Annotated in this window: 19 protein-coding genes; 14 read left to right on the plus strand and 5 right to left on the minus strand. The window is 39.2% G+C overall.

Annotated features, from left to right (window positions below; genetic code table 11):
* Window positions 1-24: 24 nt before the first annotated feature.
* Window positions 25-504, minus strand: coding sequence for a sigma-70 family RNA polymerase sigma factor (locus AC1DSK_RS01750; protein WP_477546326.1), 480 nt, complete (start codon window positions 502-504; stop codon window positions 25-27).
* Window positions 505-943: 439 nt separating this feature from the next.
* Here AC1DSK_RS01750 and AC1DSK_RS01755 point away from each other — a divergent pair, with 439 nt between their 5' ends.
* Together AC1DSK_RS01755 and AC1DSK_RS01760 are read left to right on the plus strand one after the other, a co-directional pair.
* Entirely contained in the window at window positions 944-1,918 is a 975-nt protein-coding gene (locus tag AC1DSK_RS01755; RefSeq protein WP_477546327.1) for a YecA family protein, read from the plus strand.
* Between the two features lie 875 nt (window positions 1,919-2,793).
* On the plus strand, window positions 2,794-9,639 hold the full coding sequence (locus tag AC1DSK_RS01760; RefSeq protein ID WP_477598012.1) for a pullulanase: 6,846 nt from the start codon (window positions 2,794-2,796) through the stop codon (window positions 9,637-9,639).
* Window positions 9,640-9,808: 169 nt separating this feature from the next.
* Here AC1DSK_RS01760 and AC1DSK_RS01765 read toward each other — a convergent pair whose 3' ends face one another.
* Window positions 9,809-10,417, minus strand: coding sequence for a hypothetical protein (locus AC1DSK_RS01765; RefSeq protein WP_477546329.1), 609 nt, complete (start codon window positions 10,415-10,417; stop codon window positions 9,809-9,811).
* A gap of 300 nt (window positions 10,418-10,717) precedes the next feature.
* On the opposite strand from AC1DSK_RS01765, the gene AC1DSK_RS01770 reads away from it, so the two are divergent.
* From AC1DSK_RS01770 to AC1DSK_RS01820, 11 genes are all read left to right on the plus strand, one after another.
* Window positions 10,718-11,386 carry a hypothetical protein gene (locus AC1DSK_RS01770; RefSeq protein ID WP_477546330.1) on the plus strand — a complete coding sequence of 223 codons (669 nt, stop codon included), beginning with the start codon at window positions 10,718-10,720 and terminating at the stop codon, window positions 11,384-11,386.
* Between the two features lie 161 nt (window positions 11,387-11,547).
* The gene (locus tag AC1DSK_RS01775) at window positions 11,548-12,876 is read left to right on the plus strand and encodes an esterase/lipase family protein (RefSeq protein WP_477546331.1); all 1,329 of its coding nucleotides are present in this window, start codon (window positions 11,548-11,550) and stop codon (window positions 12,874-12,876) included.
* 140 nt (window positions 12,877-13,016) lie between these two features.
* Window positions 13,017-13,661 (plus strand): LytTR family transcriptional regulator DNA-binding domain-containing protein, encoded by a 645-nt coding sequence (locus AC1DSK_RS01780; RefSeq protein ID WP_016428197.1) that lies wholly within the window; start codon window positions 13,017-13,019, stop codon window positions 13,659-13,661.
* 126 nt (window positions 13,662-13,787) lie between these two features.
* On the plus strand, window positions 13,788-15,305 hold the full coding sequence (locus AC1DSK_RS01785; RefSeq protein WP_477546332.1) for an acetyl-CoA hydrolase/transferase family protein: 1,518 nt from the start codon (window positions 13,788-13,790) through the stop codon (window positions 15,303-15,305).
* Between the two features lie 208 nt (window positions 15,306-15,513).
* Window positions 15,514-16,161 carry a sunset domain-containing protein gene (locus AC1DSK_RS01790; RefSeq protein ID WP_477598014.1) on the plus strand — a complete coding sequence of 216 codons (648 nt, stop codon included), beginning with the start codon at window positions 15,514-15,516 and terminating at the stop codon, window positions 16,159-16,161.
* 365 nt (window positions 16,162-16,526) lie between these two features.
* On the plus strand, window positions 16,527-17,207 hold the full coding sequence (locus tag AC1DSK_RS01795) for a GntR family transcriptional regulator (protein WP_477546334.1): 681 nt from the start codon (window positions 16,527-16,529) through the stop codon (window positions 17,205-17,207).
* Between the two features lie 3 nt (window positions 17,208-17,210).
* On the plus strand, window positions 17,211-18,413 hold the full coding sequence (locus AC1DSK_RS01800) for a CaiB/BaiF CoA transferase family protein (protein ID WP_477546335.1): 1,203 nt from the start codon (window positions 17,211-17,213) through the stop codon (window positions 18,411-18,413).
* Entirely contained in the window at window positions 18,414-19,322 is a 909-nt protein-coding gene (locus AC1DSK_RS01805) for a hydroxymethylglutaryl-CoA lyase (protein WP_477546336.1), read from the plus strand. It abuts the gene before it with no gap.
* Window positions 19,319-20,350, plus strand: a complete 1,032-nt coding sequence (locus AC1DSK_RS01810) for a TRAP transporter substrate-binding protein (protein ID WP_477546337.1) — start codon at window positions 19,319-19,321, stop codon at window positions 20,348-20,350. Before AC1DSK_RS01805 ends, AC1DSK_RS01810 begins: the two co-directional genes overlap by 4 nt.
* A 14-nt stretch (window positions 20,351-20,364) precedes the next feature.
* Entirely contained in the window at window positions 20,365-20,862 is a 498-nt protein-coding gene (locus AC1DSK_RS01815; protein WP_342542112.1) for a TRAP transporter small permease, read from the plus strand.
* Complete coding sequence (locus AC1DSK_RS01820; RefSeq protein ID WP_477532275.1) at window positions 20,859-22,136, plus strand: TRAP transporter large permease; 1,278 nt, start codon at window positions 20,859-20,861, stop codon at window positions 22,134-22,136. Before AC1DSK_RS01815 ends, AC1DSK_RS01820 begins: the two co-directional genes overlap by 4 nt.
* Before the next feature lie 317 nt (window positions 22,137-22,453).
* Here AC1DSK_RS01820 and AC1DSK_RS01825 read toward each other — a convergent pair whose 3' ends face one another.
* The 3 genes from AC1DSK_RS01825 to AC1DSK_RS01835 form a co-directional block, all read right to left on the minus strand.
* The gene (locus tag AC1DSK_RS01825) at window positions 22,454-23,164 is read right to left on the minus strand and encodes a hypothetical protein (RefSeq protein WP_477546338.1); all 711 of its coding nucleotides are present in this window, start codon (window positions 23,162-23,164) and stop codon (window positions 22,454-22,456) included.
* A 69-nt stretch (window positions 23,165-23,233) separates the two neighbouring features.
* Window positions 23,234-24,001: a hypothetical protein gene (locus AC1DSK_RS01830; RefSeq protein ID WP_477546339.1), complete on the minus strand. Its 768-nt coding sequence runs from the start codon at window positions 23,999-24,001 to the stop codon at window positions 23,234-23,236.
* Between the two features lie 66 nt (window positions 24,002-24,067).
* On the minus strand, window positions 24,068-24,487 hold the full coding sequence (locus AC1DSK_RS01835; protein WP_477546340.1) for a hypothetical protein: 420 nt from the start codon (window positions 24,485-24,487) through the stop codon (window positions 24,068-24,070).
* A gap of 726 nt (window positions 24,488-25,213) precedes the next feature.
* Between AC1DSK_RS01835 and AC1DSK_RS01840 the strand changes: the two genes are divergently transcribed.
* Window positions 25,214-25,741, plus strand: a complete 528-nt coding sequence (locus tag AC1DSK_RS01840; RefSeq protein WP_477598017.1) for a GNAT family N-acetyltransferase — start codon at window positions 25,214-25,216, stop codon at window positions 25,739-25,741.
* The last annotated feature ends 10 nt before the right edge of the window (window positions 25,742-25,751 follow it).

A 25,751-nucleotide genomic window follows, 5' to 3' on the forward strand; every position in this document is an offset into this window, starting at 1 on the left:
CCTCGTTGAATGTTGAAAGCAGGTTTATGTTGTCATCAGTTGTTTTAGTTTAGCCAAAGTACGCTCTCTTCTTTTTTTGACTCCAGCCTTCGTAATCCCCAAATGTTTGGCCACTTCGTCCTGTGAACTCCCGATCATGTATAACAAATGAATAAGCTGTTGTTCATGTGGCTGCAACCGAGACATGGCTTCACTCAATGGCTCCCAACTTTCCGATACCAAAACGGGTTGGTTCAATAAAAGCTCCAGCGTATGATCTTCTGCTGGCATAAGCAATTCTTCGTTCGTCGCTTTTTTCAATTCATCTAGTAAACATCCATAAATACTTCGATAGGCAAAAGGCGCAAAGTCACCTTTTGTCTCGTCATAGCGTTTCCACGCCTGCCAAAGTCCAATACGACCGGATTGAAGGAACGAATCATGATTTTTATAGATACGTAGCTTGCGTAAACACGCATGAATCATTGGTTCAAACTGATTTAACACTTCATTAAAATTGTCCATTTTTGAGCTGCCTTGCCAATGTGCACATCGGGGTTATTCCTAGGTAGCCTCATTGTAGGGCATCCATAAAATCCGTTCCAATCAGTGTTTTGAACGTTTGTCTCATACAAATTTACTCTTTACGCTAGAGTGAAAATATTAAATGATGTAACAGAAGTGCAGGAAGAAACACATTGGTCGATAATCACGAATTATTTTTTTGATCCAGTAAATTGAAAGATTTCGGCTTTACGTGACAAAATACGAAAAGAGAAGATGTTACGCCTCTCGAAGAATTAAACTCAGTCAATAGTATTGTTAAACGAAATAAGATGAGGAGGTTTTAATTAACGAGACAACAATAAAATTCTGTATTATCCATGCTTCTACCTCAATTGTATCTAAACAAACACATATGTTACCCTTACTAGTAGAATGAGTAAGAAAAGGGTGACCTAATATGGTAGGAAGAAATGATGCCTGTCCTTGTGGAAGCGGGCTAAAATATAAGAAATGTTGTGGCAAGACGAATGTCGTCAATCTATCAGATGTGGTAGATGGTGAACTCGAACGCATTATGGAAGGTTTTGCGAACGAGGGGCTCGGTCCGCGTACTTATGGTGAGATGGACGTGCGTGTACGGAAATGGATGTCTGAGCTTCGTTCGATTTTTGAACCGGAATTAATCGAAGCCATCGCTATGGATAGTTACTATTATCTGGAGCATTCGGAATTATGGACGAGCTTTGTGGAGAAGCAAATCACGAAGCAGCGCAGACAACAAGTAATCGATGTGTTGACGGATTGGAAACATCCTTTCTTGCTCCTCGGCGAAGTGACGGGTGTACAAGGAGACCGATTGGTTGTGCGGGACTCGTTAAGTAAAGAGGACTATACATTGCCAGGAGGAGGATTGAATTCCGTCATTGGTGAGTGGTTATTTGGCATTGTCTTGCTGGATCCACGAGAAGGTGAGCGAGGTCTAATCGGAACCAGTGGTATTGTGTTCATTCCGAAAAGCCGATCTTCTTTAGTTGATCAACTAGTAGGGAAAATGAAAGCGAAAGACGTAGACTATCTAGATTTATACGCGTCATTCGGTCACGTCGAATCTCTGTTTTCCTTCACGCCTTTCCAAAGTAGAATCATGCATATGGCTGCACAATATATGGATCAGCACAGTCACGACAAAGAAATGGTCGAAAAACTGCTGAGTGCCTTTTTGTTGGAACATGGCGTCAAAGCAAAGAAACCGGAAGCTGTGGCTGCTGGTGCTATTCAAGTGGCATATGACTTCGGGCTGGTGGGTCCTGTTTATTCAACGATGAAAGATCTCGCTACTTATTTTGATGTTTCATCCGCAACGGTCGCAAAATACAGAGACCAAATAGGCGATTTCCTTGTGGAGGCAGCTTCGACAAACAATAAGGATTGAACATCTCTCTAGTACATTCTACTTGACGAACCGTGGGGAGAAGAACTTTAAATTGTCCATGTAGGTTATTTAGTCATATCTCCTAATCCAAAGGACATAACTTTATATTGATAAAACGATTCTATTTAACCACATAATATTTCCTGAATTTATTCTATGATATTTACAATGTATACGGAATTAGGGGATGATGCGCGTGGTAATGTTTTGGCGCAGGTGTTGTTTGTTTTATCAGAAAGCGTTGTTAAATGGGGCTGTCTGTCCTAACCTTAGGAACGAGATTATCAATAAGATTGAAATGCACAGTAATAAGTTAAATAAAGCGAGAAAGCTATTGGATTGATGGCTAGTAGTAGGGTTAAACAGTGAGTTCCTGAACGTATTTCGAGGAAACTGAAGAACTGTTTGCATTTACCAAATTATAGATTGATGATTCGATAATTGAAACTACTATTTCGGAACGATTTAAATTTAATGAATAAACGATGAAAAGGTGTCCTTTTTCTCAGTGACTGAAGTCAAGGAGGAGAAGGACATCTTTTTCTTAAATGGGGTATCTGTTCAAATAGCCATTGCCAGCCACTTTATTTAGCTCACTAATCTCAAATAATTATTCTGAATCTTCAAACTTTAAGTTGCCGTTTACCTAGATTTAAAGTAAAATTTTACATGTATTGCAAACGCTTGCATATATTATTCAATGCATAAATTCAGCTAGAATCTCCTTCTTCCAAATGTAATATGTTAGCGCTTTTGATTTATTTGTGCAAACGATTTCACAACAAGTAGTGGGTTCAAATCTAACCAAGAAAGGGAGGCGGACTGGCATTAATCTATCAATCTATTACACCGAAAGAATAAGGAGGACATGCTGAGTGAGAATTGCAATAGATGTTAAACGCAAACTAAATCTGTTTATCGTTTCAGTACTGGTTTTGAGCTTATGGCTACCATTTATACCAGCTCAACAGGCACATGCCACGAGTTCAACAGAGACAGGTGTAAATGAATTAACGGACTCTTCGAATCGTCATGTACGATTCACTTATATTCGCGAAGATCAAAACTATGGTACCTGGAATATCTGGGCTTGGAATACTGGAGTTAAGAATGATCAGATTAATTTTGAATCGTATGAAGGAGGAGTCGCATCAGTTAATATTGCGGTTGCTCCTGAAACGAAGCAATTTGGATTTGTTCTTCGTAGTACTGATAACTGGGATACTGCTCAAAAAGAGTTTGGGGATCGTTTTATTCAAGTGAATAAGAACGACTCACTGACAAAGGCTTATATTACTAGCGGTGTCGAGCAAATTCGCATCGTTCCGGATGGTTCGGCTCCAGTCATTGATAAAGGGGACGCAACTTTCTATTACCGGGACAAAGCCCTTTTCGCTAGTGACGACATGGACACGATTGGAAAAGTAGAGTTAAAGTTTAATGGCCAAACGAATGAAATGACATATGAACCTGAAAATGAGAGATTTGTATTCTCATACGACAACATTCCAAATGGTAAAACCTCATACTCATTCCTTGTAACAAAAGGTGGTATTACAACAGAAGTAACTGATCCTTACAATACAACAGACGGAGTTTCAACAATTGACTTCAAGAAAGCTGACTTGAAGGTTTCAGGATCAGTGGAACCTGCAGCGATTGATTATAATCAAAATGCTGTCTTAACTGTTGATATTCAAGGTCTGACAGACGATGTGGAAATCAGCAAAATCTTCGCAGATGCTTCTTCTTTAGGCGGTTCAGCTAAGCTTGAGATTGATCCATCTTTAAAAGAGATTGCGATTGCAGTAGACGACGACACAACTGCTGGCATCAAAACGATTCCTTTAACAGTCGTTGATTCTTATGGAAACACGTATGAAGGAACTGCAGAAGTAGAAGTGAAAACGAGACAATCGACAGGAACGTCTGATTTTGATTGGGACGAGTCTGTGATTTACTTTATGTTAACAGATCGATTCTTTGATGGTGATGAATCGAACAACGACCCTTACGATTTGAACTATGATACATCTAAACGTGGAACGTACCAAGGTGGGGATTTAAAAGGGATTACGACTAAACTGGATTATCTTGATGATCTCGGTGTGAATACGATTTGGATCAGTCCAATTGTAGAAAATATTAAATATAATGTCCGTTCTGTCGAAACAAACGGGTCATCTGTTGATCCATATTACGGCTATCATGGCTACTGGGCAAGTGACTTTGGAAAATTGAATCCGCACTTTGGAACGATGGAAGATTTCCACGAACTGATTGATGCAGCGCATGCCCGAGATATGAAAATCATGGTGGATGTCGTAGTGAATCATACCGGCTATGGCTTGAAAGAAATTGATGGAGCTATGGCAAACAAGCCTGCAGGTTTCCCGACAGACGAAGAGCGTGCGAATTTTAGTGATATCGTCCGTCAAGGAGCTGACGTTGGAACGGATGAGGTTGTTGGTGAATTGGCTGGACTTCCTGACATTAAGACGGAAGACTCTGCAGTTCGTCAACAAATCATTGATTGGCAAACGAGTTGGATTGAGCAAGCAACTACAGCAAATGGAAACACAATTGACTACTTCCGTGTAGATACCGTCAAGCATGTGGAAGATGCTACTTGGATGAAGTTTAAAAATGCGTTAACGGACAAAATGCCTGAGTTCAAGATGATTGGTGAAGCTTGGGGCGCAAACGTTAATAATGACCTCGGTTACCTGAATACAGGCACAATGGATTCATTACTTGATTTTGAGTTTAAAAATACAGCGCGAAACTTTGTAAATGGTCAATTGAAAGCAGCGAATCAGGCGCTTGTTGATCGCAACGGAAAAATCGACAATGCCGCAACATTAGGCCAGTTTTTAAGTAGCCACGATGAAGACGGATTCCTTCATTCATTAGGTGGCGATGAAGGCAAGTTGAAAGTTGCGGCATCTTTGCAGGCAACAGCAAAAGGGCAGCCAGTCATTTATTACGGGGAAGAACTTGGGCAAAGTGGAGCCAACAACTACCCGCAATATGATAACCGCTATGACTTTGCGTGGGATCAAGTCGATAACAATGATGTGTTGGAACACTACACAAAAATTCTTAACTTCAGAAGTGAGCATTCAAAAGTGTTTGCGAAAGGCGAAAGAACATTTGTAGGCGGATCCGATAAAGATAAGTTCCTATTATTCTCTCGTGACTATCAAAATCAATCAGTATACGTGGGATTGAACGTCGCTGAAGAAGCGAAAGATGTGACGTTAACAGTTGATTCGGCGGATGCAGTAGTGACTGATTATTATTCAGGAGAGGTCTATGAAGCAAACGAAGCAGGAGAAATTAACTTATCACTTCCATCAAATGCTGACGGCGGTACGGTTTTATTAACAGTTGAAGGTGGAAATATTACAGGTGAGGTTGCTACGGGTGACGGTAACCCTGAAGTAGAACCAATTCCTGATAACACGATACGAATTCATTACAACCGACAAGACAATGTGTACGAAAACTATGGTGCATGGCTGTGGAATGATGTCGCTTCACCATCGGCTAACTGGCCAGTGGGTGCAACGATGTTTGAAAAAACGGATAGCTATGGTGCTTACATTGACGTACCACTGGCTAACGGTGCGAAAAATATTGGCTTCCTTGTAATGGATATAACAAAAGGTGACGCCGGTAAAGATGGCGGAGACAAAGGCTTTACGATTTCTCAACCTGAGATGAATGAAATATGGATTAAGCAAGGTTCAGATAAAGTGTATACGTACGAACCGGTTAATTTGCCTGCAAATACGGTCCGCATTCACTACACGCGTGAAAATGCTGACTACGAAAACCTTGGCATTTGGAACTGGGGCGATACAGCAGCTCCTTCTGACGGTTGGCCAACTGGAGCAGTTGATTTAGACGGGACAGATCGTTATGGTGCATATGCGGATATCGAGCTGAAAGAAGGCGCGAAGGATATCGGCTTCCTCATCGTTAATCAACAGACGCAAGAAAAAGATGCAGGAGATAAATCATTCAATTTATTGGATAAGTATAATCACTTATGGATTAAACAAGGTGATAATAACGTCTACATTTCCCCTTATGGAGAAGTGGCATCGGGCATTGTATCTGGTGAAGTGATCTCTGAAGAAACGATTCTATTAGGATTCACGATGACAGACGGATTAACAGCAGAAAAACTGAAAGATGATTTGGCCATTAAAGATGTCGATGGGGCAGATGTTTCGGTTGAAAGCGTAGAAATCACTGGAGCAACAACAGTTGAAGTAACAGCAACACTGAACTTAGACAAACTGCCATTGTCGATTACGTATTCAGGCAGAACCGTTTCAGCATCTACAGGCTGGAGAATGCTTGATAAGATGTATGCTTATGATGGAAATGATCTAGGTGCAACGTACAAAAATGGAAGTGCCACATTAAAATTATGGGCGCCTAAAGCAAGTAAAGTAGTGGCGAACTTCTTCGATAAAGAAGATTCGGCAGATCCAATTGGCACTGTAGAGTTAACGCTCAGCGAACAAGGTGTCTGGTCGAATGACATCAACCCAAGTGATCTGGGTGTAACTGATCTTAAAGGCTACTATTATCAATACGAAGTAACGAATGATGGCGTAATGAAAACAGTATTGGACCCTTATGCCAAATCTATGGCAGCCTTTACGTTGAATACAGAAGGTGATGCTGGACCAGACGGCGATACGGTCGGGAAAGCAGCGATTGTCGACTTAAGCGGCACGAACCCTAAAGGTTTCGGTCATGCTTCAATTGATGGGTATGAAAAACGTGAAGATGCCGTGATTTACGAAGTTCACGTACGTGACTTTACGTCAGATCCTTCGATTGAAAAGGATTTAAAATCAAGATGGGGCTCGTATAAAGGATTTATCGACAAGCTTGATTACATTAAATCTCTAGGTGTTACACACGTTCAATTACTTCCTGTCATGGCTTGGTATTATGGTGATGAAACGAAGATGGGCGAACGCGAACTTAACTATTCAGCGGGTGGCAATGAATACAACTGGGGGTACGACCCTCACAGTTATTTCTCGCCAGATGGTGCGTATTCAGAGAATCCGAAAGACGCTGAACTGCGAGTGAAAGAGCTGAAAGAATTAATTGATGCCATTCATGATGCGGATATGGGTGTTGTATTTGACGTCGTATACACGCATATGGCAAAAGCCAGCATGTTAAATGACATTGTGCCAAATTACTATGCGTACCAGGATGCGAAAGGTAACTTCCTTGGTGGGTTTGGTAACAACTTGGCAACAAGTCACACAATGGCTGAAAAACTAATGGTTGATTCAGTAAAATATTGGTTTGACGAATACAAAATTGACGGCATGCGTTTTGATATGATGGGTGACGCAACGTATCCATCCATTCAAAAAGCGTATGACGCAGCAGCTTCTGTTAATCCTGATGCTTTATTTATTGGAGAAGGCTGGAGAACATTTGCTGGTCATTTGGCTGATCCAGCACTGGCAGGAATGGGTGCAGACCAAGATTGGATGGATAAAACGGACGATGTTGGTGTATTCTCTGACGAAATCCGCAATGAATTGAAATCTGGTTTCGGTTCAGAAGGTGAGCCTAGATTCATTACAGGAGGCGCAAGAAATATTGATATGATTTTCAACAACATTAAAGGACAGCCTTCTAATACGGCTGATGATGATCCAGGCGATATGGTCCAGTACATCGAAGCACACGACAACTTACCTTTATATGATGTCATTGCCCAGTCCATTAAAAAGGATCCGGCAATTCCTGAAAACGACTTGGAGATTCATAAACGAATCCGTATCGGAAACACCTTGATCTTAACATCACAAGGTACGGCTTTCCTTCATGCAGGTCAGGAGTACGGCAGAACGAAACAATGGTTAGGTGAAGGTGTACCTGAACAGAAATATCATGAATTGAAAGATATGGATGGGAACACCTTTGGCTATTTCGTCCATGATTCCTATGACTCTTCAGACGCCATCAATAAATTTGACTGGCAAAAAGCAACGAACAAAAAAGAGTTTGCAGTCAATACAACAACAAATGGTTACACGAAAGGCTTAATTGATTTAAGAAAATCAACCAATGCTTTCCGTTTAGGTGAAAAAGCGCTAGTAGATACAAACGTATCGCTACTTGATTTCCCTGAGATGAAAGATTCCGATTTAGTTATTGCATACGAAAATATCTCAACTGATAAAACAGGCAACTACTACGTATTTGTAAATGCTGACAATAAAGCTCGTACCTTAACATTAGGAGATTATGATTTCACTGGTGGTGTAGTCCTAGTAGACAATGATGAAGCGGGAACACATCCCGTATCGAAAAAATCAGGATTTAGCTTATCGAACCAAACCATGACGATTGATCCATTAACAACAGTTGTAATCAAACTGGATCGAAAGGCTACAGAAGAACCGAAGAACAATGGGCACGATGGGTATCAACCACCTGCAAATGGAAAACCGAACACAATCGTGCTTCCACCTCAAGCGGCAGAAGTAGTGAAAGAGAAAAATCCTTCTGGAATGATTGAAGTCGTGACTAAAATTATTCCTGGAAAAGTAAGTGAGATTGTTAATGCAATCACACCTGAGAAATTTGTAGTAGCGCTTAAGTTAGAAAAACCGGCTATTGGAGAAACGGTGAAAGCCCAGGTACCTGGCAGTTTATTTAAAGAAGCGTTAAAGAAAAACAAACAGGCAATGATCGAGATTCAAACTGATGAAGCAAGCTACAAGCTTCCCGCATCAGAAATTAATGTCGCAGGCTTAGCTAAAAAGCTAGGGGTTGCTGAAAGTGATGTTCAAATCACTGTATCAGTAAATGTCGTGAAAGCTCCTACGACTAAAGCAAAGATTGTATCCAATACAATTGAATTCCACGTCGAAGCAGTAGCAGGAGATAAGAAAGTGACGATTACTGCATATGGTTCATTTGTTGAAAGAGAGATTGTCGGCGATAAAGAGTTCAATCCGAAAACTATGGTCGCAGTGAAGTTCAATCAAGATGGAACATTCACTTCACTTCCAACAGTCTTTAATGGCAAAATCGCAACAGTGAAGTCGCTGACAAACTCAACATATGCGATTGTTGAAAACAACCAAACCTTCCTGGATGTGAACAACATCAACTGGGCAGAAGACTCGATTGAAAAACTAGCATCTAAATACATCATCAAAGGGAAAGCAGACGGAACTTACGCACCAGCAGAAGATATTTCCCGTGCCGAATTCACCGTATTATTGGTTCGTGCACTAGGTCTTCCAGCAAAAGCGTATGACAACCGCTTCTCAGATGTAAAAGGAACAGAATGGTTCAACGCCAATGGAGAACTAATGGCAGCCGTTCAATACGGAATCATTAACGGAAAACACGACGGAACATTCGCTCCATCCGAAAAACTGACACGCACACAAGCAGCCATCATGATTTCAAGAGCAATGGAGCTAAAATTCCTGAACTTCGATTTTGCAAAATTAGATCATGCTAAAAAACTAGCAGACTTCAAAGATGCCAACCAAATGACACACTGGTCTAAAGCAGGAATCGAAAACGTTTACCAAGCTGGAATCATTGAAGGTAAGGGTAACGGTACCTTCGATCCGAATGGCTTTACCAAACGAGATCAAATGGCGAAGATATTGGCTAAGTTTTTGGAGATTAGTGGGTTGATGGATAAGTAATCCCGAATGATACCTGAGGGAACAGAATAGCAAAGACCAAAAACACATCCAGTCTGTTGATTGGATGTGTTTTTTATAGAATCATATCCAATGTTCATCACAAGAGGGAAGAAGATGTATGTACAGAGCCGCTTTGGGTATCGATACTTCATATATAGATATGCATAATTTAAATGTTAGTTACAGGTTTTTCTTTTGATAATTCTTTCATAATATCCATTTCACTCTTTTTTCCATCAATAACATTATAAAGGAAACTGATAACTTTCCTATAATCATGTTTTACACTAATAAAATCGTTCTTTAAGGTTTCACTTTCAATAAAATAGTTACCCTCAATTTTACCTATATAAATCTTAATATACTCTTCATAATCTTTATTTTGAATTGTTTCATCGAGTAAACTATGTAGTGTATGATACTCATCAAATTTCTTTTGTAAGGTTTTTTTCTCTGGTTTAATATTTTTTTGCTTTAAATAGATAGAAGATTGACTCAAAAAATCTTTTAAATCAACTCTGGTGTAATTTGAAGGAAAGGGAATAACTTTATCTTTAATTTTTTTATAAAATAATTTTTCATGATTTAAAGCTTCATAACCTTCATTTACTTTATCCTTTCCTAAAATAATGGTATTTTTCACCTTAGTAGCACTACCTTTTGCAAAAGAGGGAATCCCTTTGACCACATCAGGAAAAACTTCTACCCCCACCTTCCATAAGGCTTTTTGCGCTTCTTCTTTTTTTAATAAATCAATAATTCTAGGGTCTATTTTCATGGAAATTTCCTCCAATTCAAACAATTATTATTATATATGAGGTAGGAATTTATTACTAATAGATTTTTGATTAATTGCTACAATTCAATTATGTTAATTTTTATCAATAAAAGAATTATGTAATAAATATGAGTTGGACAGTTATTTTTTAATTTTCTACGAGCTTTTTTGTTGTCATATCGGCTGAGAAATTAATATTGTTTTCTAGAAGAGCTTACTTTAATGATAATACTAGGTATAAAACAAGCACCTTGAATCGTAGACTGTAGATATTAATTGTAAAATGATGGAGGTTTTCCCATGAACTTTGCAAAAAAATATTCTCAGCAATTTATACGGTCAATTAAAAGTGGAGTGAAAAACCTTAATTTAACTGAGCGATTTAATCAAACAGTGGAATATTACCGGAAAATGAAAACAAAGAAAATCTTTAATTCGAAGAGGCGAGATCGAGTACAGGAAATTGATAACATTGAACGTAACAGTTTCATTCGATCAATTTTCGAAGTTTTCGGATATACAGCAGTCATGTCAATTCCAGTCCTCTTTATTATGTTTGTGCTGGTCTTGTCGTTTGTCCTAAATACTTTTCTGGAGTCATTTCGTGGTTACGGATTACTATCGTTGGGTATTTCTGTGCTGATGCTAGGGATTGGCTGGTATAAACCGTATAAGATTTGGAGCTTCATATTAGTTGTAGCCGGTGCATTCTTAGCCATGTTTACATTCGGTCCACAGGTGATTGAAGGATATACAGGAAAAACTTTAATCGAGGTAAATTGGAAGACGGGCTATTGGATAACGTTGAAAGCGACATTGGTTTTTCTTGGTTATTTAATTGGTACCGTTTCTTTAATTGCATGGGTGTATCTCGTTTCAAAGGGGCAACGCCACAACCCATTAAAAAGAATCCGCACGATGAATATAAAACAAAGATTGGAACAGCTAAAAAAATTATATACGAATTAAAGATGATTGATCCGTTTCAATTCAGTAGCATTTAAATAAAAAAATTATGAGCGGCCGAATGATTTTTCGGTCGCTTGTTCTATGTTTAAAATGAAATGAATGAAGGTTTTCCATTACATATTGTCGAATGAAGTTCCAAAGGGTTTCAAGGAGGGGACAAGATGAATGAGGAATTTATCTATGTAAATGATCGTGAAATTATTATTAATACACTTTCGCCTCAAGTTAACAGTTTAAATGCAGACGATGCATTTTTGATTAATAATCAAGAACTATCCATAGAAAAAGTTGAAAAGAGAAGCAGCAACCTCCTGAGTAGCATGCCTCATTCAACTACTAAGCAGTTACTTAAAGTTAATATTAAAAACTTTAACATAGAAAAATCCTTTCGGTTAATAGGCAAAGACGATGAATACTTTCTAGCAATACAAGATAATTTTCTTCAGTTACTGGACCTGGACAATATAGAGAATAATGTTGAGTTGTTTTCTCAAATTTCTCCGAGAATTGAAGTACTCAGACACTCTGAAGGCAATAATGCTGTGGAAGCTAAAATTACTAAACGACAGATTAACTACTTGACCAATAATTCGATAGAAGACCTTGAAAGAATTTCAAGTCATGTAGACAGTTTAAGTTCAAAGACGATTGGTTTATCCTCTGATAAAAGTTTTTACATTGTATTAAATAAATTTCAAAGCGAACCAAGTGAACTCGGTCTTTTCAGATTAATAAAAGATGGAGACGATTCATTCCGAAAGGAAAAACTAGCTGATGAACCTATAGATCCAAACAAACCTATAGCAATCATCGTCCACGGATTGGTATCCAGTATAGGTGCTTCATTCTTCAATTTGTTTAATACACTAAGTCATGACTATGAAGTTTTTGGTTTTGAATACCTCACAGTAGATGAAAGAATAAGAGACAATGGGATTTTCTTGGCTAAAGAAGTAGAGAGTTTAAAGAAGAAGTATCCTCAGAAGGAAATATTAATCGTAGCTCATAGCATGGGGGGACTGGTCAGCCGTTCTGCTTATATCGAACAAAAGGCACCGATAGATAAAATCATCATGGCTGGAACACCGAATAATGGCTCGATCTTGATTAGTGTCCCAATGTTAGCTCGAAAATGCTTAATCCTGTATGGCATACTTAGTAACATAATGGGCAAAAACTCAATAAAAAGTGAAGACTTTTGGCACTTGGTAAGGCCAGGGAATTTACAAGGTTTCCATGATCTCGCCAATAACTCAGATTTTATTAGCCAATTAAATTCAAGTGATTTAATAGATGCCAATAAAAAGTACTTTGCATTAGCCGGGAAAAATCTGGGTCTGTTGAATGACGGGATCGTACATACGGACAATATGGTGACCATTAACGAAATCAAAATTCCTCACACTACAAATGGATGGAATCATTTTTCGTATTTTAACGAAACGGATTTAGATATTTACCTGAAACGAGCGATCAATTATTTAAAATAAGGACAAACAGAAACGAAGGAAGTGACGTGGTCACATCCTTCGTTTTTTGTACTATATGAGCAGTCTTTGTCCATACACCCTCAATACCAGTTATTATAGAAGGAATGAATGTTAGTTTACGAGAGAGGTGCTTTTGCAAGATGAAGGATTTTCAAGATTATGAAATGCTGGATGTGATTGGGGAGTTGTTTTCGGATGAAATCTCGATTGCTGTATCCGACGGGGAACACTATGTGTATTACCGTCCAAGCGTCCGAGTGGATTTGAAAATAAAGGCGGGGGACATGGTGAAACCAGGGTCGCTTGCTCATAAGGCGTTATCGTCTGGACAAAAGGTCTCGGACTTCATCAATCGTGATGTATTTGCTGTTCCATACCATGGCATGGCCGTACCTTTCCACCGTGATGGAAAAGTCGTTGGAAGCGTAACAGCCATTTATCCTTCTTTCACGGAAGGGAAGTCTGTCGTCATGCTGAAGACTCAGGACGGGTGGGTTCCAGTGCCATTTACAGATGTGAAGTTTCTGGAAGTGCGAGGGAAGAAAACGCATATAGAAGCAAATGGAGTTTCGGGTACTCATCGCAAATCTCTCCAGGCGTTTGAATTTATTTTGCCACGTGAGTTGTTCGTTCGTTGCCATCGCTCGTTTATCGTCAATGTCCACCAGATTCGCGAAGTCTTTCCGGATACGCATTCTACACTCGTGTTGCTGATGAATGACGGAACGAAAATTCCGGTGAGTCAATCGTATGCCAGCTATTTTCGGAAGTTACTTGATTTCTAATCTACTGTTTCAGCGAGGGATTTGCCTGTTTCAGCGGGTAAATCCCTGTTTCTTTCCCTAAACCTCAAAATCAGTATTTTGTTTGTTAGAATTATTGAAAAAGTCATGAAATAGAGGGTTTTTAATATGGAAGAAAAATTAAAACGAATCAAACACCCGGATTTAAAAAATCGCGTAGTTACGCCTGAAGAAGCGGCAACGTGGATTAATGATGGGATGACGCTAGGCCTAAGTGGGTTCACACGTGCAGGAGATGCGAAAGCGGTCCCATTTGCGTTAATCAAGCGTGCCGAAACTGAAACATTCAAAGTGAATATATATACTGGTGCTTCTCTTGGCTCGGATATCGATAAGGCTTTTGCAGAAGCGGGTATTGTCGGAAAACGATTGCCATTCCAAGCAGATCCGACTATGCGTGGCAAAATAAATGATGGGGAAATGCTGTTTGTCGATCAACATCTGTCGCATACGGCAGAATTTATTCGTGCAGGAGTTATTGGTCCGATTGACTTTGCAATTTTGGAAGCGGTTTCAATTTCAGGGGATGGCTTGATTATCCCAACGACATCGGTTGGAAACTCATCGATTTTCGCGGAACACGCGAAGCACATCATTGTGGAAATCAATATGGCGCAGCCAGAAATGCTTAAAGGGCTGCATGATATTTATGACACTGGACAACAAGGTGAACGTAAACCGATTCCGTTAATGAACCCAGATGACAGAATTGGGACCTATGGTATTAAGATTGACCCAGCGAAGATTAAAGGAATCGTTTTCACGAATCAGATGGACTCACCTTCTACGATCGTCGCTCCAGATGCTGAAACTAAGCAAATGGCAGACCATTTACTCGAATTTTTACGTTCAGAAATTCGCGTTGGAAGACTGACGGATAAACTCGCACCACTTCAATCGGGAATCGGCTCTGTGGCGAATGCTGTGTTACACGGGATGATCGATTCGGAATTCACCGATCTTGATGTCTATTCTGAAGTGTTACAGGATTCGGTTTTCGAGTTAATTGATGCAGGAAAAGTGAAATCAGCTTCTTGCTGTTCAATTACGTTATCAGAGGACAAAATGGATAAAGTGTTCGGAAACTTTGAGAAGTACCGCGATAAACTCATTATGCGTCCTCAGGAAATCTCGAATCACCCGGAAATCATTCGACGTCTCGGACTCATTTCAATCAATACGGCGCTGGAGTTCGACATATACGGAAATGTCAACTCGACTCATGTATCAGGTACGAAAATGATGAACGGCATCGGAGGCTCCGGCGACTTTGCCCGAAACGCACGTCTTGCAATTTTCGTTACGAAATCCACCGCAAAAGGCGGCAATATTTCTAGCATCGTCCCGTTTGTGTCACATGTTGACCATACCGAACACGACGTGGACATCGTGGTCACCGAACAAGGCTACGCTGATTTACGAGGCTTAGCTCCACGAGAAAGAGTACTAGTAATTATTGAAAACTGTGCACATCCAACATATCGTGCACAATTATTGGAATATTACGCAGAAGCCTTAACACGTGGCGGTCAGACCCCACACGTTCTCGAAAAAGCTTTCTCCTGGCATACCAACCTTAAACAAAATGGGACTATGCTACATGAAGTTGGGCAGTTGGTTTATTAATAAGAAAATGAAAAGATGCCTGTTGCTTCATTTAGAAATGAGCAACAGGCATCTTTAAATAGTGATAATTTTTACTTCTCTCAATAATTATGTATTTCTATGATAATATTATCATGGTTTTATTGGACTAAAGGATGAACAATGATTTAAGTGGAATCGTAGTCTCCAAAAACTAATGGTTCAATACATAAATTTGGAGGGAACATTTTTGCTAGACATACTTAGCTTAGTAGGGATATGCCTGTTATACGTTCTATTATTTGGATACTTTATCATCGTGTGCATCTTTTCAACTTGGTGGAATATTCTTCTCGTCTTATTGATTTTGCTAGTTGCTAAATGGTGCAAGGTTAGAAAGAAAAATGGTCAATCCATTTGGCAATGGAGACTTGTGATTATACTAGCTTTGCTTTTATTGCTATGGTTTTTGATTCCTTGCATTATTGAACACTACAAAGAATGGGATGAACAACCTGTAAGTGAATCGGACACTGACACTGAGTCTGATAAAAGTTTAATTGCACCCGTAAAAGTGAGTGATGACGCAGATAAAAAGAAAAAGCAACAGGATGAAAAAGAAAAGGCTGAACAGGCCGCCAAAGTAAGAGCAGAACAAGCCGAGAGTGAAAAAGCGGCACAGGCTGCAAGAGAGAGGGAAGAGAAGGAAAAGGCTGAACAAGCTGCCAAGGAAAAAGCAGAACGTTCCTGCATGAATATCAAAGGGAATATTTCCAGCTCAGGTGAAAAGATTTTTCATGTACCTTCAGGAGACTTCTACGATATAACAGAAGCTGAAGATACTTTCTGTACTAAATCCGCAGCGCGGGCTGCTGGGTATCGGGAATCAAAAAGATGATTGTTCCGCAGCAAACAACTATTTTATAACTTAATATAGAAATCCAGAAACCAATTGGTTCTGGATTTTTTTGTGTTTTTGAGTTGGTAAAATATAACAATACCAAAAGATATCCCTAAAAAGTAGTGTACTCATATACTACCTTCATCCGATTTTTCAATGCGAATGTTAGGAGAGGGACTATTTGAAGTAAATAAAATTAATGTGAAAATATTTTTTCGAGTGCAAAAACCTTGTTAGGAGTAGGTATTAAGGTTAAGTACTGAAAATATCATAAAAAAGTTTATTGACGGTTTTAATTATTTTGATTATTCTAACATAAAGCTAAATTGTATACAGTCGACAGTCGACGAAAAAGAAATGAGATGAGGATCATAGAAGCAATCGTGAAAAAAAGGGCTACTTTAAAAACTCAAGTGTATAACTACTTGAAAGAACAAATCCTTATGGGTCGTTTGAAGCCTGGTGAAAGATTGATAGAGGAAAAGATTGCAGAAGAATTGCAGGTCAGCCGAAGCCCGATTCGTGAATCGATCCGTATGCTTGAAAAAGATGGGCTGCTTTTCGTAAATAGTTCTGGCGGGGTGACGGTTGTTGAGCCGTCAATCGAAGATTATCAACATCTGTATGAGTGCCGGGTTGAGATGGAGCCGCTAGCCGCTTTTTATGCAGCTGAACGCAGGACCCATGAACAACTTGAGACCATTCGTACTTCTTTATTGCAGATGGGTAAAATTTCAGAAACGAATAACCTGAAAAAAGTCCATGATACGAATGTGAATTTCCATGAAGCCGTTGTTATGGCAACCGGAAACAAGTTTCTCGTTACCATGCTGACGGCATTTCGAGGGGTTAATAGTTTTTACCGCAAATCGATACTCGAAGAAAATCCGCTCCATATGGAACATGCCATTCATGAGCACCAACAGATTTTCCAGGCAATTGTGGATCAGGATGCGGAAGCAGCCAAGCGTTTAATGAAAGCTCATATTGAAAGCGATTACAATTTGTTTATGGAATTTTGCTCGAAAGATTTAGGAGGGTAAGAAATGTCAAAAAAGCTGCCACTTGAAGGTGTAAAGATTTTGGAATTAGGAAACTTGGTCGCTGCTCCATTTGCAGGGAAAATCCTTTCCGAGTTTGGTGCTGAGGTTATCAAAGTTGAAGAACCAGCGAAAGGGGACCCACTGAGAAATTGGCGTGTGATGCACAATGACACATCGGTTTGGTGGTATGTGCAATCTCGAAATAAGAAATCGATAACTGTGAATATGCGTGATCCTGAGGGTCAGCAAATTATTCGTCAACTTGCAAAGAAAGTGGATGTAGTTCTTGAAAATTTCAAACCTGGAACTTTGGAAAGATGGGGTCTTGGATTGGAAGATTTACGTAAGGTCAATCCATCCATCATCATGACCAGGGTTTCAGGTTATGGTCAAACGGGTCCATATCGAGAAAAACCTGGATTTGGAAGTGTGGCCGAGGCAATCGGTGGCTTAAGGTATTTGACCGGTTACCCTGACTTACCTCCAGTGCGGGTCGGCATTGCATTAGGAGATTTGGTTGCTGGACTTTATGCAGTCATTGGAACGTTGATGGCATTGCGTGCAAGAGAAGAAGATCCAGAAAAACAGGGCCAGCTCGTTGATGTCGCACTCTATGAATCTGTTTTTAGTTTACTAGAAGGCATTTTACCCGAATACGATTTAACGGGGATGGTAAGAGAACGGACAGGTAGTACTCTACCAGGAATCGCCCCTTCAAACACATATGAATGTGCTGATGGAAAGCATTTGGTTATTGGTGGGAATGGGGATCAGATATTCAAACGTCTAATGACAGCAATTGGCCGAGATGACCTGGCGAATGACCCGACTTATTCAACCAACCAAGGGCGAGCGGACAATGTAATTTTCATTGATTCAACCATTGAAGAATGGACGAAACAGCATCCATTAAAAGAGGCTCAGCGAATATTAGATGAAGTATCTGTACCGGTAGGACCTATATATGGCATCAAGGAAATTGTTGAAGATGAGCAATACAAGGCAAGGGAAATGCTGCAGGAAATAGTCTTACCTGACGGAACTAAAGTTCTTGTTCCTGGGGTTGTGCCAAAGCTTTCGGAAACGCCAGGAGAAATCAAATGGAGCGGTCCAAGTCTTGGTCAACACAACGAGGAAATTTACACGGAGTTTATGAATTTTTCTTTTGATGAGTTCAAAAAACTGAAAGAACAAGGAGTCATATAAATGGCGGATGTGAAAATTATCGATGTCAGTCCCCGCGATGGGCTGCAAAATGATCCCAAGCTGATTTCAACCGTGGAAAAAGTGAATCTAGTAAAACATTTGCTAGAGGCCGGTTTAAATACTGTGGAAGTAACTTCATTTGTTCACCCAGCGAAAGTACCGCAGATGGCAGATGCTTCAGAAGTATTGAAAGTGGTAACTAAATGGACAAGCTTGCAAGCCATAGCCCTTATTCCAAATTTAAAAGGATATGAACGAGCAAAAGAACATTCACTTTCTGAAGTTAACTGGGTCAGTTCAGCTACTGAAAGTTTTAACCAGAAAAATATTGGTTTATCAATCGATGAAAACCTTAGTCAGTTTGAAACGCTTGTGGTACAAGTCAAAAAGGATGGGATCAAAACTTGCTTTTCAATTGCAGTGAGCTTCGGCTGTCCATATGAAGGTGAAGTGTCGGAAGAGCAAGTTCTGAATCTCGTAAAACGAGTGAAAGATGCTGGTGCTGATCGAATAGGTATTGCCGATACAATTGGAATTGCCACTCCAGATCAAGTGGAACGATTGATGAAAAAGGTTATTGAAGTCGCAGGCGAAACACCTGTTACTATACATTTGCATGATACAAGGGGGCTCGGATCTGCAAATGCGTATGCTGCTTATCAAGCAGGCGTACGGATTTTTGAAACGGCGGTATCTGGCATAGGTGGTTGTCCATTTGCACCGGGTGCAGCAGGAAATTTAGCAACAGAGGATTTAGTGTATTTATTTCACCGAATGAACATCGACACAGGGTTGGATTTTGAAAAATTACTTGATGCTGCTGACTATGCAGCGAGTCTTTCTTCGAAAAATCCATTGGGTCGCATCAGACATGTAGAAAGAAAACAAACAAAGGGGATATTAGCATGAAAAAATGGATGAAGGCAATTACGTTCTTAATGATTTCTATGTTCTTATTGTCAGCATGTAACTCAAAAGAACCTGAAACAAAAGCAGTCAATGCAAGTGGGGACGGGTACGAAGAAACGACTATCAGATTAGCTTATAACTTGCCGGCAGATCACCACATCGCTAAAGGGCTTGAAAAATTCGTGAAAGATGTCACTGAAAAATCTGATGGTGCTATAAAAATGCAAGTATATCCAGCAGGCCAATTATTAAATGATAAGGATATGAACCAGTCCATTCTTACTGGTGGAGTTGAAATGGGTGTCAATTCTTCGACGCTTTGGGCAAGTACAGTCCCTGCAATGGGTATTTTTGATGTTCCATACGTATTCTCAGACTATAAAAAAGCTGGTGAGGCTTTAAACGGTGAATTCGGGAATAAATTACGTACTGCTATGGAAGAAAAGGGTGCCAAGGTTCTCATGTTTGCTGACTATGGGTATGCACAATTCGCAAACAACAAACGTCCTTTGGAATCACCTTCCGATTTCGAAGGATTGAAGATCCGCAGTATCGGTGACATTCCTTCTGAAATGATCAAAGCATATGGAGCTTCCCCTGTATTCATGGGTGGTGGAGAGGTATATATGGCACTTAAACTAAATACAGTTGACGGAGCCACATCAGGAACAACGGCAATGGTTCAAAGAAAGTATGATGAAGTAGCAAAATATTTAACTATCAATAATTATGCGTACCTCGAGTTTTTATTGGCAATTAATCAGGACTTCTGGGATAAACTTCCTGCAAAAACACAGACACTATTGACTGAAACTGCTAAGGAATCAGAAGAGTGGATTCGTGCACAAGCCCAATCAGAAGATGAAAAGACTGCTAAGCAGTTGGAAGAAAAAGGAATGGAAGTTTATGTAGTGCCTGAAGAGGACTTACCGCAGTGGAAAGAAGCAGCAAAACCGGCTTGGGAGGCATTCACTCAGAACTCTGGCGATTTAGGGAAAGAACTGCTTGAAATGGTTGATGAGCAGTAAGGAGGAATAAACTAATGAAATCGCTGTATAATTTTTCCGATTTGCTCATTAGGTTTGGTGCTTATGCATCCGGATTTTTCATTATGGTGACAACTTTCATGATTTTCTTTGAAGTCGTTTCTAGATGGCTTTTCAACAAACCGACAATCTGGGCAACTGAACTGTCTATTTATGCGATCATCGCCAGTTGTTATTTAGGAAGTGCATATGCGGTACGAACCTATTCTCATATAACAGTGGATTTACTAATCAACAATGTTAACGATCGCATAAAGACATTGCTTGCTTATTTATCAAATGCCATGGGATTAGCATTCAGCATCATCTTTACTTATTATGGTATTCATCATGTGATGAATACCATAGAACTAGAAGTTACTTCTGCATCTTTGTTGCGTGTTCCGATGTATCTGCCTGAAATGTTCCTTCCTATCGGTGGCGTACTATTGTGCCTGGCGTTCATTTTACAAATCGTAGACGGCGGGATACATAAGGGAGGGGAGCACATATGAATATTTTCTTTGTAGGTGGTTTGGGAACTCTCTTGTTACTCGGACTGCCGGTTGCGTTTGCTCTTGCTACTCTCGCAGTCGCGGGGATGTTCTTCTTTAATGGCGGAACCTTTTCTTTTATGCAAGTTCCAATCATTTCCTATAAGGCACTTGATGACTTTTCTCTAACAGCATTACCGATGTATGTTTTGATGAGCCAGGTTTTATTGGTCAGTGGAGTTGGCCGTGATCTATACGAAATGGCTAGCCGCTGGTTCCGCCATTTCCCAGGCGGTCTCGCGATTGCCACACTTTTCTGCTGTGCCATATTTGCTGCAATATCTGGATCGAGTGTAGCTACTGCGATAACTATTGGTTCAGTTGCTTTGCCAGAGATGGTCAAGCGTGGATATAACAAAAGACATGTATTAGGTCTGCTTGCTGCGGGTGGTACATTAGGGATTTTGATTCCACCAAGTGTACCAATGATTATCTATGGATCTGTGACCGGTGAATCCATCGGAAAACTGTTCATCGCTGGAATTATACCTGGACTCATACTGACGCTTTCTTTCATGGTATTTGCTGCCTACCAAGCACGCCACCTTAAAGATGCACCTGCGACTTGGAAAGAGAGAATGGAAGCGACCAAAACTTCCATCTGGGGATTGATGCTGCCTGTAATCGTTATTGGAGGGATTTACACAGGTATTTTTACTCCAACAGAAGCGGCTGCAGTAGGTGTCGTGTTGAGCTTTGCGATTGCTGCATTCTTCTACCGTAATTTGAACTTGGAAAACTTCAAGAAAATCATTATTTCTACCGTTAAAACAAATGCGATGATATTGTTCATCATTGTCGGTGCGATGCTGCTTGGCTATATCATGACAATCTTGCAGATCCCACAAACTATTACTACCTATGCAACTGAACAGGACATCAACCCATGGGTCATCTTTATTTTGATTAATATTGTGCTATTGATCTTAGGGATGTTCCTGGAAACGATTTCGATTTTGGTTATAACATTGCCAATTCTATATCCTATCATCGTGGCATTAGGCTTTGACCCAATCTGGTTCGCAATCATCATGGTAATCAACATGGAGCTGGCTTTGATCTCACCTCCAGTCGGACTGAACTTGTTCGTACTGAAAGGAATCGATCGAACAAATACCATCGACGAAATCGTAAAAGGCGTTATTCCTTATGCTATTATCATGCTACTATTAATGGTCCTACTGTCGATATTCCCAGAGATAGCAACCTTCTTGATTAAAGAAGATGTGCATTAGATGGTGTCACTATATTAAACTAGATATGTAAATCAAAAGGGAACTAGTCAGTCGATGACTTAGTTCCTTTTTTTAACTTTTCCAATTCAAAGAGTAGGAAGGACACCGAGATTGGAAAGTGGTTGGTAGTATCACCGTTATTAAATCCTTCATTCACGAAGGGAAGTTGGTCACCAAATTGAAGACGCAAAACTGTTGCTCTAAAGCCTGCTACTGATTGAGACATCATATTAAAAATTCGTACGGCAATTTTCCGTTGACTCCATTATGAATCGAAAAGAAAAGACTCTCCAAAGAGAGTCTCATGTTATAAAGCGTTAGTCATTTTCAACAGAGTTTTCTAATTCGTCTTCAGTACTTGGATTACGATTAGCTAGAACGTTATCAACACCATTAGCAGAAGTGGAATCTGATTCCGGGTTTGTCAAAGGGTCAGTAATAGGAGCGGGTTCAGGAACAGGTGGTGAAGGTGCCGGAACTTGTATAGGTTCGGTTACTGGTTCCTGTTCATTTTCATTTGGTTCCAATGAATTTTCTCCTTCTGAGACAGGAGGAATTTCAGGAATCGTTTCAGGAACATTAATAACCGCTTGGTCCATTTGAGCGATTGCTTCGTTCATGATGGAATTGATTTGTGCAGTAATTTTAACTTGTTGTTCAGTTGTATCAACATTCAAATCCTCAATTAACTCATTTGCATACTGACGGAGTGAAGCAATACGATCAGACTTTTGTTTTTCCGTAAATGCATCCAGTTCTTGTTTAGCAGATTCCATTTCGTTTTTCAATTCTACTTTCAATTGAGCTAGAAGTATTGTTTTTTCATCCGTAATCGCTTTATCAATCTCATTAAGGGATTCAGATTCTTTATTTTTAAACCAATTAATCAATAGCGTGCTTACATCTGCATCTGCGAACGTAGTTTTCACTCCACTGCCAATCCCGAGAGTTAGCACTACTGCGGCTACCAACAAAATTATCTTTTTTCTCTTTTGAATCTTTTTATATTTCTCAAGTCTGCTTAGCATTTCGTTACCTCCAGTTACAACAATAAGGACCCCAAACTACGAGGTCCTTATTGAGTATTAAATTACTAATTAAATGCCGTTAACAACAGCTTGTAATGCATCTTTTGCAGCATTTTCCATTTCAAGTGCTTTTGCGTCAATAAGTGCTTTTTGAGCAACAACTAAAGCGTCTCTCTTTTGTGTGATTGCAATACGAAGTTCAGCAATCTTAGCATCAATTTTATCGATAATCGCTTGTGTAGTTCTAGTTTCTTTTGAATCTAATTGAGTTTGAAGTTCACTTTTTGCTTCAGCGATTGCTTGTTCTAATTCAGCAACTGCATCATCAGTATCTTTTTCTAATGCTGAAGTCAAGCTAGAACGTGCGAGATCTCCTTCAGTTCCAGTGTAAGAAGTTAAATCTGAATTTGCAGCTGCTAAAGCTCCACGTCCAGCTTGATTGATTAATTCGTTAGCTGCACTTGCAAGTGCTGCAAACTGACCATTCATATATCCTTCAATTTCAGTTTGTTTCGCGTTAATTGCATCGATGTGTTCTTGAGTTTTCGTATCGATATTACCACTTGCTGTAGTAGTTGCATTAGTTCCATCAGTTTCAATACTGTTTTGAGCACCTGTTTTTAAGCCTTCATATTCACTAGCCCAACCATTAAACTTCCCTCTTACATTATCTTCCACATCATTTACAATGTTTGAAGTAGCTAAACCAAATTGACCAGCGTACCAATTTTGCAATTTTGCTCCTGCATTCGAAGATGCAAATGCTGAGCCTGCTCCTGCTACTAGTGCCAATGTTACTGTTCCTGCGATTACTTTACCTTTGATTGTTTTTAACATTTGAATGTCCCCTTTGTGGTTGGTTTTTTGAATGAAATCAAGCATTTTGCTAGATCCATTTGAATGCTATTCATTTAATACTTCTTCTAAAATTTCTTCTACGCTTTGTTCGATGTCTTCCTCAATATCCTCATTCGAATTCACTTTGAGCTTTTCATCTTTTAATTCTGAAACTGTTTGTTCCAAGCGATTTTCTGTATCGATTTGGTATTGTTCAATTTCAGTTGTTGCTTCACTAACACGTTTTGCCGTGAAGCTTGCAAGCGTGCTATCAAAAGATTGCTTGGCTTCGCTTACAAAGATTTTAACGTTCGAAAACGTTTTCCAGAGTCCAGCACCTGTTTCCTCCCCTAATTTCATGCTTTCATTTTGAAATGAATGCTCATACCAATTAGAAAGGTTGGCTGCAGAATCGGTCTTTGCATACATGGTTCCTGCACCAAGTAGCACAGAGGATGCAATAATAATTCCAAAAATCTTTTTCAATAATTCCTCTCCCTTCCAATTGCTTGTACGATTCTTTCAAAACGGTCAGCAACAATTGGAGCAAATAGATGATGCAAATGTTGTTACGAATAAGCTGAATTGAAAAGTTGATTCATTCTACCTCTCCCTTGGGGCCAATAGACCAGAATAATTTATAGTAAAAGTGAAGTTTCACTTTACACCCAAAACGAAAACTCTTACATTTATTACTAATAAATTAGATATAAATATCTATTCTATTTACAAAAAATAAAACGATTCATTTTTCATTGATTCGTTTTTCCTACAACCTTAATTTAAGTCATAAAAAGTTATTAGTACATAAGAGGTTTTGTAATCTTCTGTCGATAACCTATTTTTCTTTGTATTTAAAAGTCGAAACAGTAATAAGGAGATTAAAAATAGTCATAAAAGTTTTAACAAAAATCATTTTCACATAAAAAAGCTTGCTCTTAATTCCTATTAACTACCATATGAAAGTTGTTCGTTTATGTATTTTTCCGATATAAGGAGTGAGAGCGTTAGAGAAACTTGCATGACATAAAAGCATCAAGCTAAAAAGTAGCATTTACTCAAATGGCCCATTTTGGAAGAGATTTTAATCACAATTGAGGGTTGGAAACATGTGAAATATAGAAGTGATGTTTACATATCATTGTATTGAAATCTGTTATAGAATTAAAAAAGTTTAATAATGGTAATTATTATTGAGAAAGGAATGGGAAAATGAACTTAACTTATGAAATTTTACCTGACGAAAAGATTGAATGCCTTCGAGATACTTGCAATGAACTTATGACCTTTCAAAAGTCAAAAGCATACATAACTCCAGAACTCTTTGACAACATGAATTTTGACACACGGTTGATGCCTTCTGTTAAAAAAGCATTACATAATTACACGGTTATCGTTAAAGATGGTGAGCAGATTGTTGGGTATGTCTATTCGAATATCTCTCCTAAAGAAACATATTCAAATGAATTTGCCACTTTTTTTGACCTATCTAGTGTTAATAGAATGAATGTAGGTTGTTTATCGCAATTTTATATTAAAGAAGAATATAGACAATACGGAGTTGGATCGACGCTTTTTAAGTTGTCGATGGAGTGGTTGAATCAATTTGAAGATGTGGAGGATTATTTTATCTTTGTCTCAAATGGCAACGACGCCGCATTAGAATTCTATAAACGTAAAGGCTTTACTTTTAGTCATGAAATCTTGGATGGGTTTATCTCAGTTTTACGAAACAAGTAAGAGAGGGTAC

Source organism: Paenisporosarcina sp. P4_B8 (assembly GCF_056402175.1).